We start from the raw sequence: 13743 nt of genomic DNA on the forward strand, positions 1-13743 counted from the left end.
TAGCGCGAATTTATAATGCGTGACACTGAGTGGAGTTGTTAATGGAAAAAGCAACAATATTAGTCGTCGATGACACACCTGAGAATATTGATATTTTGATCGGTATTCTAGGTGATGATTACAAAGTCAAAGTGGCGATCGATGGGCCAAGGGCATTAGCGTTAGTGACAAAATCGCGGCCCGACTTGATTCTGCTCGATGTCATGATGCCAGGTATGAATGGCTATGAGGTCTGCAAGCTGCTAAAGCAAGAGCCGCTGACCAGCCATATTCCGGTGATCTTCGTGACCGCCTTATCTGAAATTGCTGATGAAGCCCAAGGTTTTGCATTGGGCGCGGTGGATTACATTACTAAGCCCGTAAGTGCGCCTGTCGTTAAAGCGCGGGTTAAAACGCATCTTGCGCTCTATGATCAAAAACGTCTACTCGAACAACAAGTTAAAGTTCGTACCCACGAATTAGAAGAAACCCGTTTCGAGATTATCCGTCGTCTTGGCCGTGCTGCTGAATACAAGGACAACGAGACGGGTCTACATGTTGTGCGTATGAGCCATTACGCCCGCATATTAGCGATAAAGCTCGGCTTACCGACGACCTTTTGTGACTTGATTTTTAATGCGGCGCCTATGCACGATATTGGTAAAATCGGTACGCCCGATGCAGTGCTGAAAAAGCCAGGGAAACTTGATGCGCAGGAATGGGAAATTATGCAGCAGCACGCTGCCATAGGTGCAGAGATTATTGGTGAACATAGCGATCCGTTATTGCAAATGGCCCGTCGTATCGCCTTAACTCACCATGAGAAGTGGGATGGTTCAGGTTACCCCAATGGCTTGGTTGGCGAAGAAATTCCCCTTGAAGGGCGTATCACCGCGATTGCGGATGTGTTCGATGCGCTGACTTCGCAACGGCCTTACAAGCAGGCTTGGACGATTGAAGCAACTATGGAGCTATTTGAAAATCAAGCGGGAAAACATTTCGATCCTAAGCTGGTGGAGGAGTTCAAGCAAATCCTGCCAGAAGCAATTGCCATTAGAGATACTTATTTAGAAAATTGATGCTCGAAGTGCATTGACTAAGGTAAAGGCGCCATTGGCGCCTTTATTCTGCTTCAATATTTTATACTAATCATATTAAATCAAAGCATTACGCTTCATCTAATGAGTAGGGCAGGGCTTGGAGCGTTAAATGTGATTGTTCATCGTCGGCAAAACGTAGCTGAGTATCATTAGCCGTGTCATTAGGAAGTACGGCGGTTAACAAGACTTGATTGCCACGCTGCACAAACTCAATGATTTGACCGCCACGGCGAAAACTGTCTTCCATCGCGATTTCGAGGCCTGATGCTAGGGTGATTTGAAGACTAGTGTGACCGCGCAAAATATACAGGGCGCGTTTATTACCACCGCGATATTTCATGCGCGCTATGGTTTCTTGTCCCATGTAACAGCCCTTATTGAAGCTGATACCGTTAACCGCTTGTAGATTACACATCTGCGGTACGTACTGACTGGCATGGCTGGCGGCAAGGTTGGGGTAACCTGCTGCAATCTCTAACGCTTGCCATGCACTGGCGTCAAATACACTCAGTTCCGATTGCGCAACTAAAGCTGCTGCGGCATCTGGTGTTAATACTAAAATAAAACGTTCAGTGTCTTTTAAAATCGCACCATTTTCAATGAGTGTGAGCTCTTGCTGAATGTCACCAAAATGTTTGTTCACGAATTGGCTTGCCTGTTCACCGGCAACCCCGAGCAGAGTCCATTCAGCGGATGCATTGCTTAAGGTGGCTTTACTAAACACGGCATATTTTTGTAACTGGGGTAAATCGACTTCGATGGCATCCTTTGGCATCAACATAAAGAGTGCATCTTGAATGGCAAAGGTTCTGAAACTGGCCAGCATTTTACCTTTAGGATCGCAATGGGCGCCCCAGCGCCATTGATCCGTGGCCAATGAGCTGATGTCTGTGGTCACTTGGCCATGGATAAAACTGCGGCCTTGTTCTCCAACGACTTTGATGAGGCCCAAATGAGATAAGTTGGCAAGCATAAGTGGAGGCAAGGTAGCGTCCAGATCCCAATGGGGCGTAGAAACTGAAATAGTCATAGCGAGATCCTGAAAATGAAGACGATGTGAGAGGCTAGATTGTAACGGAATTCCAGTTGGCTCAAAAGCATAAGGCGCACATATCTGTGAATGATCTGTGCGCCTTATTATGTGTGCTTTAGTCGATAGGCTTAAAGCGAGTGGAGTTTAAAGTTTAAAACAGCACGCGGGTACGTAATGTACCTTCAATGGCTTTGAGTTCAACTAAGGCTTCTTCCGCTTGAGTTGTGTCGACTTCCATCACGACATAACCAATTTCTGCGGTGGTCTGCAAATATTGGGCGGCGATGTTGATGCCTTTTTCCGAGAAGGCTTGGTTGATCTTGATCAACACGCCCGGACGGTTTTGGTGAATATGCAGCAAGCGCGAGGTGCCTTTATGGGTTGGTAATGACACTTCAGGGAAGTTAACCGCAGAAACGGTTGAGCCGTTGTCTGAGTATTTAGCGAGCTTACCCGCGACTTCGATACCAATGTTTTCTTGGGCTTCGGCCGTGCTACCACCGACATGCGGCGTGAGGAGAACATTGTCTAAACCGCGTAGAGGACTGATAAATTCATCGTCATTCGATTGTGGTTCAACGGGGAATACATCGATTGCGGCACCTGCGAGGTGACGTTCTTTTAACGCAACGGTTAAAGCTTCAATATCGACTACAGTACCGCGTGATGCGTTGATAAAGATGCTGCCCTTTTTCATTGCTGCAAACTCGGCAGCGCCTACCATGTCTTTTGTTTGTGGAGTTTCAGGGACATGTAAGCTAACCACATCAGCTTGTGCTAATAGGAGTTCTAACGAATGGACTTGTTGTGCGTTACCTAGTGGCAGTTTGTCTTCGATATCGAAGAACACGACGCGCATACCTAAGGTTTCCGCCAGAATGCCAAGCTGAGTACCAATATGGCCGTAACCAATCACACCTAAGGTTTTACCACGCACTTCATAGCTGCCCGCTGCGGTTTTCATCCAGCCGCCACGGTGAGCGATAGCGTTTCGCTCAGGGATACCCCGCATCAACATAATGATCTCGCCAATCACGAGTTCGGCAACACTGCGAGTGTTTGAGAAGGGAGCGTTAAATACTGGGATACCAAGGGATTCGGCGGTGGCAAGGTCAACTTGGTTGGTTCCAATACAGAAACATCCTATCGCGATTAACTTCTCGGCACGTTTCAGCACCTCTGCAGTTAATTGGGTACGCGAACGAAGTCCCACAAAATGCGCATCTTTAATGGACTCAAGTAAGGCTTCATCGCTTAAGGAAGCTTTGTGGTATTCGATATTGGTGTATCCCGCACGTTCAAATACATCGACCGCAGATTGGTGGACGCCTTCCAACAGCAGGATCTTGATCTTATCCTTGTCCAGCGAATGTTTCGCCATGATATGGGTACCCTCTAATTAATAGAAATGTTTCTTATGATATGCTCACAACCTTCACCCACCAAAGTAGCACTTTTTTTGCTCAGTGTGGAGGGCTAGATGGCTAAAGTTAATATTCTAAATTTAGAACAATATCGCATAAGAGGAAGAAACATTGAATAACAAAATCGCATGGTGCGGTATTTACCTCTCAGTTTTGGTGTGGTCGGCGATAAAACCCGCAGATCCTTTCACGTGGTGGCTCGAAGCCTTGCCTGCATTGATTGCTGTACCGATTTTATTCTTTACTCGCAAACGTTTTCCACTGACACCTTTAGTGTATTTTCTCGTCTTAATACACTGCTGTGTGTTGTTTGTAGGCGCTCATTATACTTACGCTGAAGTGCCGTTATTCGACACGATTGCCGATTGGATGGGTTCAGAACGTAATAATTACGATAAAGTAGGTCATTTTGCGCAAGGTTTTATCCCAGCCATGCTCGCCCGTGAAATTATGTTGCGTAATCAAGCTGTCAAACCTGGGGCTTGGTGCGCGTTTCTTGCCACTTGTTTTGTGCTCGCTTTTTCGGCGTTTTATGAACTGATCGAATGGTGGGTTGCCGTGGCAACCGGCGAAGGGGCGGAAGCCTTTTTAGGGACTCAAGGCTATGTATGGGATACCCAATCTGACATGTTTCTTGCCCTCATTGGTGCAATTGTCGCGTTAGCTTTACTGTCTCGTTTTCAAGATAAACAAATCGCGAGACTCAAGCAGAGGATTTAGCGGCTAAAAGTGGGTGATGCTCTCTGTTCGAGTTGTAAGACTTTCTTCCCTGAAATGTATGGTGTGAGTGTGATGACATTGAGTTGTCATACTTTAGTGTTGTTATTGTGTTTTCTTTGTGTTGCAACTTTGGATTGATAACGTCATAGTTGGAAAGTATTAGGTGCTGGGCGTTGGCCAAGTAAAACGGTATTTTTGACTGTTATTCCATTTTATTGTGGTGAGTTAGTCGAACCTACTAGCATTAAACAGGGAATAGTACATTTGGGTGATGTTTTTCAATCGTTAACTAGTCAGAATTAACTAGGTTAATGGAATGTTGAAAAATCTAACTAAAAAGACGAGTCAAACATACCATTTTGCAATAGAGAATACTTTTCAGGGAGGAGAGTCATTGAGCACAATTAATGAATTGGTTTTTTTACACCAAATGGCCGCGCCATGTCATTTAGCGTTACTCGCTGAATCCATAGGTTTGAAAACGCGTATAGTAAAGCATGCGGCAGAACTGGATTTAGACAAGAGTCGCCGTAGTTTTTATCTGATCACCCAAAAAGGTTCTGCATTAGATAACAAAGGGATACCTCTGTTAGCTTCGCGATTAGTGTCACATTTTCCTGTGGCGCTGTATCAAGTTGAGCGAGACTCCTTAGACCAAGAATCTGCAATGTTGCTCGGCATTCGAGGTATTTTATTTGCCGATCAACGTATGGATCTGATGTTAACGGGTTTACGTAAAATGGTGGCAGAGGAACTTTGGTACGATAGAACTTTGCTAAGCAAAATGTTCCGCCGTGTCGTACAAAAGTTAGAAGGTAATAATGAAATGCCCTCTGATACTGTGGCTATGCTGCAGATGCTGACATCCCGTGAACGCACTATCATTCAATTCGTATCGAGTGGTGCGAGAAATAAAGAAATCGCTCATAGGTTATGTATCAGCGAACATACAGTGAAGGCGCATATTTCTTCTATTTTCCGCAAGACACAGTCTCGTAATCGGGTTGAGCTTTTACGTTGGGCGCAAACCTATCAAACTCACTTTGAGCTGTGCAGTTAGTCAGTTAAAGATATTGGTCGTTAGCTTTTCGCTGTGAGTGGTTAATGTTAATGATTACTAGCATATCAACATAGAAAAGCGGGAATGTTTATTTAAACATTCCCGCTTTTTGTTTAACACCCTTTTTATAAACCACCACCAAAGAGTTTAGCTGTGGTGGTTTAACAGTATTGACTAGTATTGCACTACAGTGGCAACGTTCATATTGCCTGATTGGTTCACGTTGATGCTGTTGTTAGTGCCTGCTTGAGAACCTAACACTAAGTTGTCATTACCCGTTTGAGTGATTGACAGGCTGTTATTGTCACCGCTAACGCCAAATGAATTTGATGCAAATGAAGTGTCGTTATCGCCGCCTACCCAGTTACCGTTACCTGATTGAGTAATTTGCGCGGTGTTTTCATCACCTTCAATAATCAGGTCAATAACGTTAAGATCGCCACTTTGAAGTGCGCTGACATCGGCATTGTTGTTGCCAGCAACAGAAATCAATGTTTCGTTCTCAGCGCCATCTTGCTCAACATCAACTTCGTTATCGCTACCCACGGCATCTACATAAGCAAAGTTCTCATCACCTTCTTGGCTAACTTCAATACTGTTATCTTGACCATCAGCGAAGGCAATGATTTCGTTGTTATCGCCTTTAGAAGATAAATCGAAGTCATTATCTGTACCGTATGCACCAAAGGTTGCGAAGTTCGCATCGCCTTTTTGTTTCAAGTCAACGTCGTTGCTATCGCCCCATACTTGGAACTCCGCACCGTTGACATCGCCTTTTTGAGTTATAGTAATATCGTTATCATTACCTTGGATATCGGCCACTAAAGTATCACCGATAGTGTTGCCGCTGCCATTTTGGGTAATATCGACACTGTTGTCATCACCCGTAGTCATCGCAAGATAAGCCGTGTTGCCGTTACCTTTTTGATCCATTGAAATATCGTTTTCGCTGCCCGCCAGTGCGTAAACGAAGCCTACATGGTTATCACCTTTTTGGATCATGTCTACTTTGTTGTTGTCGCCTGCAATACCCTTAGCCGCGCCAAAGTTGTTGTTACCCGCTTGATTAACAGAAACGTCGTTGTTGTTACCCACGTTAGCGGTTAAATCAAGGGCAATTAAACCCGCTTGGTTGTTGTCACCGATTTGTGTGATTTTACCGTCGTTGTTGCTGCCTTCAACGCGAAAAACTGCAAAGTTTGCGTCGCCTTCTTGCTCAACAAACACGCTGTTTTCAGCGCCAGTGATTTCAACTTGGCTTTCGTTGACTTCGCCTAATTGGTTAACGAATACCGTGTTATCGTTGCCAGTAACATCGCTACTGCTTTGGTTAAAGAAACCATCTTGCGACACATTTACATTGTTGTTGTCACCTACAACATTTGCACTTGCCACATGCCAGTCAACTTGTTGCGTTATTTGGACCTTGTTATCATCACCCGTTGAATTAATAGCCGCTTCATGCCACACACCGTCTTGGATGACAGTTGCGGTTTGAGCTGTACCTGTTTGCACAACCGCAGCAGCGTTAAGGCCACCCGTTTGTGAGACTAAAGTGTCTTGGGCTTGGCCTGACTGTACTACGCTAATTTCGCTCACTGTACTGGCAGCAAAAGCTTGACCGCTTAAACCTGTTGCAATGGCCAAAGCAATAAGTGATTTTTTAGCTTGTGATTTCATGTGACGCTCCCTGTTTAATATTGAGTTATTGAGATTGCAGCACCGTCCGCAATCTGTTGAATCGAAAAGTTGCCGCTTCCTAGTTGGTTCAGTTGCACGAGATTGTCATTGCCAATTTGTGTCACTGAAGCCGTATTTTGACTGCCGACTTGCAGTAGTTGGACTTCATTGTTTGAACCAATCTGTGTGATTAGCGCATCGTTATCATTGCCCACTTGTGTTACATCGGCCTTGTTATCGCTGCCTGACTGGAACAGTAATCCTTGGTTGGCAGTGCCTTGTTGAACCAGCTCGATAAGGTTATCGCGACCGGAACGTTCCAGTAATGCCTGAAGGGTTACGGGTAACTCGTTGACATTCAGCTCTTGTGCTGAAGTCATACAACTACAGAGCAAGATCAGCGGCACCAAAAAGCGTATAGAGGTATTTGGCACGGGTGACTCCTTGCATCAAATATCTTGGGCTGCTTAAAGCAACTTGCATCCCAAATTCAGACCTGAAGATACGAGTCCCGTTAATATGTCGCAATTGGCCAAACGGGTATTTATTCTAGAAAGGATTAACGGAAGGTAAATGATGGCTGTATTAATATCATATTGATTAAATAGATTTTATATGTTTATTGACGTGTTTTTATTTAAGGGGTCTAGCCTAGTTGTCCTAGTAGTTAAGTCGTATTTGTTGTGAAGTGAACATTTGATTTTTAAACAATGCGATAACAAGTGAAGGGAAATACATCGACTATCGCGTTTGCATTTTCTTGATAAAAAAGCACGCATTTGTGCCTGTGAGAAACTGCTGTGGAGTTTAATCAACTGTAGCAAGCTATGTCATTTACCCTGTTTGTAACAACAGGCTTCTTGTCCTTGCAGTAATGAATCCTAGGTTAAACAAAGGGACATTGCTGTGAGCGGAAGATTAACCATTATTATGATTAAATTCCTTAATGAGGTAGAGAGAAGATTAATACTACTGTTTTATGCGAGATCAGTGCTTTTCTGGTTTTTTTAACTCTTCATGGAATGCTTCGGTACTGATTTGGCTTTTACGGTCTTCCAGTTGTTGCATCGCACTGTTATTACTCACAGTTAACGCATTGAAGCGAGTATTGATATCGTCCATTTCGTTAATGTATTCAGGATCGGTTTTCTCTTTATTTTGCCAATAACGCTTACGTTCTAATTTCTGCAATTCACTGGCGCGCAGAATTTCAAAATAGCTATTTTCCTGCTTAAGACGATATATCTCGCCGTCGAGTAACTGCAATAATTTTTCTTTAGAAATGGTTCGGCTATTCAGTAGAGTGTGTAAAGGATCGACAGGAATGTCCCTTTTATCAGAGTCTACTTCAGTCGTTATCCCTAACTGGTATTCGATTTTATGTTGGCTAAATTCTTGCGGACAAGCGGTTTGGCTAAAGACAATTTTGTCATCTTTACGGCATTTATAAATGGTATTTGCCTGTATTGCAGTGGGCAAAATAACACAAATTAGGGTGAGTATCAGTCTTGCCATGAGGCCACAAATCCTTTGTACACTTGCATAGCTATTATGATTTAATTGTTTGATTAAGCATGATAAATAATGATTATGACGTTTACATTATTATGCCTTTATAATCGTTTTTATTAGGCTTAACCGGCTGTTAAGTCCAATAAATTAAAGGATTAGCCATGCATCATTAGAAGGTCAAATTCACTCGTCAATGTCTGCCGCTAATCATTTACCTTAAATTAACATCTGCATCATACTATGGCGTAAATTTAGGGATAAAACCAGTTTTTGACGCTTCAAATTTTTGGCGCTGGGATTGATTCTAAAGAAGAAAATAGCTTCTGGTCGGTCATTAGGTAAATAAAAAGGAGCGACTGCTCCTTTTTATTTATTGATAACGCTTAAGAGATTAGCGATCGAACCTTAAGTTGTCGATAAGTCGCGCTTTACCTATATAGGCTGCGGCCAAAATGACTAAGGTTTGGTCTTGGCTCTGCGCTTTCTCAAGCGTGTGAGCATGACGAATTTCCAGATAATCCGGCGTAAAGCCCGCCGCCACTAAACTGATTTTCGCTTGCTCGGTGACAGCATCAACACTCTGACCTTGTTTGATCCCTGCAGCCATAGCATCTATTGCCTGTTTTAACGCTGGTGCCGCGGCTTTTTCTGCGGTGGTGAGATAACCATTGCGCGAACTCATGGCTAAACCTGAGTCCTCACGTATGGTATCAACACCGATAATCTCAATCGGTAATGACAAGTCTTCAACCATAGTTTCAATGACTAATAGCTGTTGATAGTCTTTATTGCCAAAGAGTGCCACATCGGGCTGTACTATGTTGAATAGTTTACAGACGATTGTCGCAACGCCACGAAAATGCCCCGGACGGCTAGCGCCGCAGAGCAGATCTGAAATACCTGGCACTTCAACATAGGTTTGTTGCGCTAAGCCCTTGGGATACATCACGGCTGGCGTTGGGGTAAACAGCAACTCAGCGCCAGCGGCGGTGAGGGCTTCACTGTCGGCGGCGAGTGTGCGTGGGTAGGCATCGAGATCTTCGTTCTGGCCAAACTGCATTGGATTGACGAAAATCGATACCACCACATGATCACAACGTTTAGCCGCTTCTTTCACTAAGGTGATGTGTCCCCGATGGAGATTGCCCATGGTCGGCACAAAGGCGACAGTCTCGCCCTTGGCACGCCATGCACGCACTTGAGTGCGAATATCATCAATATGGGCGCTAGTGATCATTGAGCCTTACCTTGCATAAATCTGTTATTTGTTAAAAGTGTGTTCTTCGCCAGGAAAAGTTCCTTGGGCAACTTCGTCGATATAAGCACGTACCGCAGAACGAATTTCACCGGTTTGTTTTAGGTAGTTTTTCGAGAAACGAGGAATGTAACCACTTGAAATACCTAACACATCATGCATCACCAAGATTTGACCGTCGGTCGATGCGCCTGCGCCAATTCCAATGACAGGAATCGTTAAGGCTTGAGTGATCGCCGCAGCGAGAGGCGCAGGGATACATTCTACGACTAATAGTTGAGCACCCGCGGCTTCTAAAGCCTTAGCTTCGTCGAGGATGCGCTGGGCATTTTCGGCATCGCGGCCTTGCACTTTAAAACCACCAAACACATGAACCGACTGAGGCGTCAAGCCTAAGTGGGCACACACAGGAATACCGCGTTCGGTAAGCTTAGTGACGGTTTCGAGTAACCAGTGGCCGCCTTCGACCTTGACCATGTTCGCGCCAGCTTGCATTAACTCAGTGGCGTTGACCATAGCTTGTTCTGGCGTGGCGTAACTCATAAAGGGCATATCGGCGATCAGCAGGGCACGTTCAATACCGCGACGAACACAGCGAGTATGGTAAGCGATTTCTGCTGTAGTGACGGGCAGGGTATCGTCATGGCCTTGGAGAACCATTCCCAAAGAATCGCCGACCAGCAGCACATCGACACCTTCGCTATCGAACGCGCTGGCAAAACTGGCATCATAGGCTGTCAGTGCCGTGAATTTTCTACCTTCCTGTTTGTATTTCAACAGGGTTGAGCTAGTAATTTTAGACATATGGATGATCTTCAAACCAAATAGAAGTGGTGTTATAAGCTAACTGAGGACGGACTTCAATGATCAATGCCCAGTTGTTGTAACTCGGCCAACATTTTTGTATCGATAAGACTGTCGATGGCAGTGTTGCACGGCAGAATCAGATCCGGTGCAATTGCGGCTAAAGGCACGAGCACAAAGCCGCGCGTTTTCATGCCGTAGTGGGGCACTTTGAGTCTAGGAATGTCAATGTTATCATTACCATACAAGAGTAAATCGAGATCTAAGGTTCTCGGCCCCCAACGCTCTAGACGGACTCGTCCTTGGGTGTTTTCAATATGCTGCAGTGCATCGAGTAAAGCTAATGGCGCAAGATCAGTATCGAAACTCGCTACCGCATTAACATAATCGGGTTGCACGACATCGCCCATGGGCGTCGAATGGTAATAGGGAGAAACGACGAGACTATTGCCTAAGGTGGACAATGCCGTCACGGCATTGTCCAATTGCGCCTTGGGATCTTCAAGATTTGCGCCTAATGCGACGTAGACGCGGGGCATTATTCAGCCGTTTTAACTTTAGGTGCGCTCGTCGGCGCTGAACCATCGGCATTCGGTGCACGAGGACGGCGACGACGTTGGGTGGCATTACGGTTGCGGTTTGGCGATTTACTGCCGCTACGCGCTATTGCTAAACGTTCCGTCTCATCGGCTTCGACAAATTGTTGCCACCAAGCGGCACTTTTAGCGACATTACCCGCTTCGACTTCGCCCCTGAGTAAGAGTAAATCGTATGCGGCTCTAAACTTAGGGTGTTCCATCAGTTTAAAGGCGCGGGTGCCTTGGCTACGATCAAAGCGTAACTGTAACTGCCAAATGTCCTTTGCCGGCGTGCTAAAACGGCGCGGAATGCTAATGGTTTGGCATTGTTGCTCCATCACATCGCCCATGGCGGCAAAGAAGGCATCATATAACGTCAGGCCACTTTCAACGGCAATATCTTCGGCGCGTTGACGCAGTGGATACCAGAGAAGCGCAGCATAGAAGAATGAAGGTGTGACCGGCTTATCTTCGTTAACTCTTTGATCTGTGCTCTTCATGATGGCTTGCACCATTTTCATGGTCGTACCTTTAGGATCATCTTTTAGCAGAGCGGCCACTTGCGGAAACAGCGGCGCGAATAGCTTGTATTCTTGCATCAGTTCGAAGTTGGCTAAGGCTTTGCCTGCAAAGAAGAGTTTCAACACTTCTTCGTACATACGCGCTGCGGGAATATCTTTTAGCAGCGGCGCTAATTGCTTAATCGGCGCTGCTGTTACTGTTTCGATACCCATGTTGAGTTTAGTGGCGAAACGCACCGCCCTTAACATACGCACGGGATCTTCACGGTAACGGGTTTCTGGATCGCCGATTAATCTCAGCGTGCCCGCTTTGAGATCGGCCATACCGCCGCCGTAGCTGCGAATCGAGTAATCGCTGATATCGTAATAGAGGGCATTGACAGTAAAGTCGCGGCGCTCGGCATCTTCATCGATTTCGCCATAGACGTTATCGCGCAGCAAACGCCCTTCGGCATTGGCTTTCGAGACTTTCTCATTGCTTTCGCCATGGTGACCACGGAAGGTGGCGACTTCAATCACATCGCGACCGAAAACAATGTGCGCTAAGCGGAAACGGCGACCGACAACACGGCAATTACGGAATAATTTTTTGATTTCTTCCGGTGTTGCATTGGTCACTATGTCGAAATCTTTCGGTTCAATCCCTAAGAGTAAATCGCGTACACCACCGCCGACTAAATAGGCTTTAAAGCCAGATTTATTTAGTCTGTATAATACCTTAAGGGCATTCTCGCTGATTTGTTTGCGCGAGATGGTATGGGCATCTCTTGGTACTAACTCTAAACTCAAAGCACCGGAACTTTGTTCAGGTGTTGTTGGTTCAATCTGAGCTGGAGTCGGAGCGGTCGTTTTAGGCGCGTCTTCAAATAGCTGTTTGCAGAATTGGCTGATACGGCGAAAAATGGGACACCTCGAAATATGATCTGTTATTTGATTAAAAATCTGGCGGCTATCATATACCAAATGCGGCCTAATGAGTATATCAGGGCTCGATCAGTATCTCAGATTGTTGCGGTATAGTGGATAATTGAAACTGATCCACGGCTTGAGCGAGCATTTGCGCCACAGAGCCGCGGGTTTCGACGGGTGTTTGGCCTAAAAATGCCAGCGCCGCATTAAGGCTCGACTGTGGATTAAGCGTATCAATTGCCTGTGCATGATTCTGTTTTGAGAGCTTAAAGCCTTTACTTAAGCAGGCGAGTGGCAAGTGCAGCCATTGCGGTGCGGCTAAACCAAAGCTTTGATACAAACTCAGTTGGCGACAACTGGCCTCGATTAAGTCGCAGCCTCGAACCACTTCGGTGACCCCTTGATAAGCATCGTCGAGTACCACGGCCAGTTGATAGGCGTACAGACCATCACTGCGTTTGATGATGAAATCCTCTGCGGCAAAATGGCTATCAACGCAAATATGGCCCATTAGATTGTCATCAAATTCTTGCACTTGCGCCGTGTTGACGATTCGCACCGCACCCGACCTAACAAGATTTGCAGACTGGGTTTGTGGCAATCGGTGGCAGCGGCCATCGTAGACGCCGCCCATGGCTTGAATTTGCTTGCGACTACATTGGCAGAAATAGGCTTTATCTTGGGCGAGCAGCGAGTCAATTTGCGCTTGATAAGCCGCTGTGCGCTGGCTTTGATACAGAGGCACATCATCCCACTCAAACCCATAGGCTTCTAAGGTGCGTAAGATATCATCGGCGGCACCTTTGACTTCTCGTGGTGGGTCTATATCTTCGATGCGGATCAGCCATTTACCCTGTTGCGAGCGGGCGCGGAGATAGCTGCCAAGGGCGGCGATAAGCGAGCCAAAGTGCAAGGCACCCGAAGGCGAAGGCGCAAAGCGGCCGACATAGGGCTGGCTGGATAAATCGGAATGTAATGGCTTTGACATAACAACTAGATGGCGTTTTAAAGTCGCGACGGTAAAAGTGGATGTATTTTAGAGGGATGCCAAGAGAAAAGCGAATCGGGGTAAATTGGAGTGAGCTTGGCTTAAGCTCGTCGAGTTTACGAGTTGCTAGAAACAAGTTGCTAGAAACAAGTTGCTAGAAACAAATAGGCGGGGAAATCC

At 45.8% G+C, this 13743-nt stretch carries 13 protein-coding genes; 3 read left to right on the plus strand and 10 right to left on the minus strand.

Features of this window, described 5'->3' with window-relative positions:
- The first annotated feature begins 41 nt into the window (after nucleotides 1-41).
- Entirely contained in the window at nucleotides 42-1058 is a 1017-nt protein-coding gene (locus KO533_RS19745; RefSeq protein WP_028759378.1) for a two-component system response regulator, read from the plus strand.
- An 88-nt stretch (nucleotides 1059-1146) separates the two neighbouring features.
- Here KO533_RS19745 and ygfZ read toward each other — a convergent pair whose 3' ends face one another.
- Nucleotides 1147-2109 (minus strand): tRNA-modifying protein YgfZ, encoded by a 963-nt coding sequence (gene ygfZ, locus KO533_RS19750; protein ID WP_219255795.1) that lies wholly within the window; start codon nucleotides 2107-2109, stop codon nucleotides 1147-1149.
- Nucleotides 2110-2263: 154 nt separating this feature from the next.
- Nucleotides 2264-3493: a phosphoglycerate dehydrogenase gene (gene serA, locus KO533_RS19755; RefSeq protein ID WP_219255797.1), complete on the minus strand. Its 1230-nt coding sequence runs from the start codon at nucleotides 3491-3493 to the stop codon at nucleotides 2264-2266.
- Nucleotides 3494-3647: 154 nt separating this feature from the next.
- Between serA and KO533_RS19760 the strand changes: the two genes are divergently transcribed.
- Entirely contained in the window at nucleotides 3648-4256 is a 609-nt protein-coding gene (locus tag KO533_RS19760; RefSeq protein WP_105251516.1) for a DUF2238 domain-containing protein, read from the plus strand.
- A 394-nt stretch (nucleotides 4257-4650) separates the two neighbouring features.
- Nucleotides 4651-5316: a LuxR C-terminal-related transcriptional regulator gene (locus KO533_RS19765; RefSeq protein WP_014611267.1), complete on the plus strand. Its 666-nt coding sequence runs from the start codon at nucleotides 4651-4653 to the stop codon at nucleotides 5314-5316.
- Nucleotides 5317-5490: 174 nt separating this feature from the next.
- On the opposite strand, the gene KO533_RS19770 is transcribed toward KO533_RS19765, so the two are convergent.
- From KO533_RS19770 to gluQRS, 8 genes are all read right to left on the minus strand, one after another.
- Complete coding sequence (locus KO533_RS19770) at nucleotides 5491-6996, minus strand: curlin (protein WP_219255799.1); 1506 nt, start codon at nucleotides 6994-6996, stop codon at nucleotides 5491-5493.
- Between the two features lie 14 nt (nucleotides 6997-7010).
- Nucleotides 7011-7430, minus strand: a complete 420-nt coding sequence (locus KO533_RS19775; protein WP_105251518.1) for a curlin — start codon at nucleotides 7428-7430, stop codon at nucleotides 7011-7013.
- Nucleotides 7431-7983: 553 nt separating this feature from the next.
- Nucleotides 7984-8511, minus strand: coding sequence for a DUF4124 domain-containing protein (locus KO533_RS19780; protein WP_168822497.1), 528 nt, complete (start codon nucleotides 8509-8511; stop codon nucleotides 7984-7986).
- Nucleotides 8512-8899: 388 nt separating this feature from the next.
- Nucleotides 8900-9745 carry a pantoate--beta-alanine ligase gene (panC, locus tag KO533_RS19785; RefSeq protein ID WP_173497277.1) on the minus strand — a complete coding sequence of 282 codons (846 nt, stop codon included), beginning with the start codon at nucleotides 9743-9745 and terminating at the stop codon, nucleotides 8900-8902.
- Between the two features lie 24 nt (nucleotides 9746-9769).
- Nucleotides 9770-10567 carry a 3-methyl-2-oxobutanoate hydroxymethyltransferase gene (gene panB, locus KO533_RS19790; protein ID WP_028761774.1) on the minus strand — a complete coding sequence of 266 codons (798 nt, stop codon included), beginning with the start codon at nucleotides 10565-10567 and terminating at the stop codon, nucleotides 9770-9772.
- A 56-nt stretch (nucleotides 10568-10623) separates the two neighbouring features.
- A complete protein-coding gene (gene folK / locus KO533_RS19795) occupies nucleotides 10624-11106 on the minus strand; it encodes a 2-amino-4-hydroxy-6-hydroxymethyldihydropteridine diphosphokinase (protein WP_173246719.1) in 483 nt (160 codons plus the stop codon).
- Nucleotides 11106-12629, minus strand: coding sequence for a polynucleotide adenylyltransferase PcnB (locus tag KO533_RS19800; RefSeq protein ID WP_173246716.1), 1524 nt, complete (start codon nucleotides 12627-12629; stop codon nucleotides 11106-11108). Before KO533_RS19800 ends, folK begins: the two co-directional genes overlap by 1 nt.
- Before the next feature lie 19 nt (nucleotides 12630-12648).
- A complete protein-coding gene (gluQRS, locus tag KO533_RS19805; protein ID WP_219255801.1) occupies nucleotides 12649-13563 on the minus strand; it encodes a tRNA glutamyl-Q(34) synthetase GluQRS in 915 nt (304 codons plus the stop codon).
- Nucleotides 13564-13743: the final 180 nt, after the last annotated feature.

The organism is Shewanella sp. NKUCC05_KAH, assembly GCF_019345585.1.
GTDB classification, from domain to species: Bacteria; Pseudomonadota; Gammaproteobacteria; order Enterobacterales; family Shewanellaceae; genus Shewanella; species Shewanella oncorhynchi.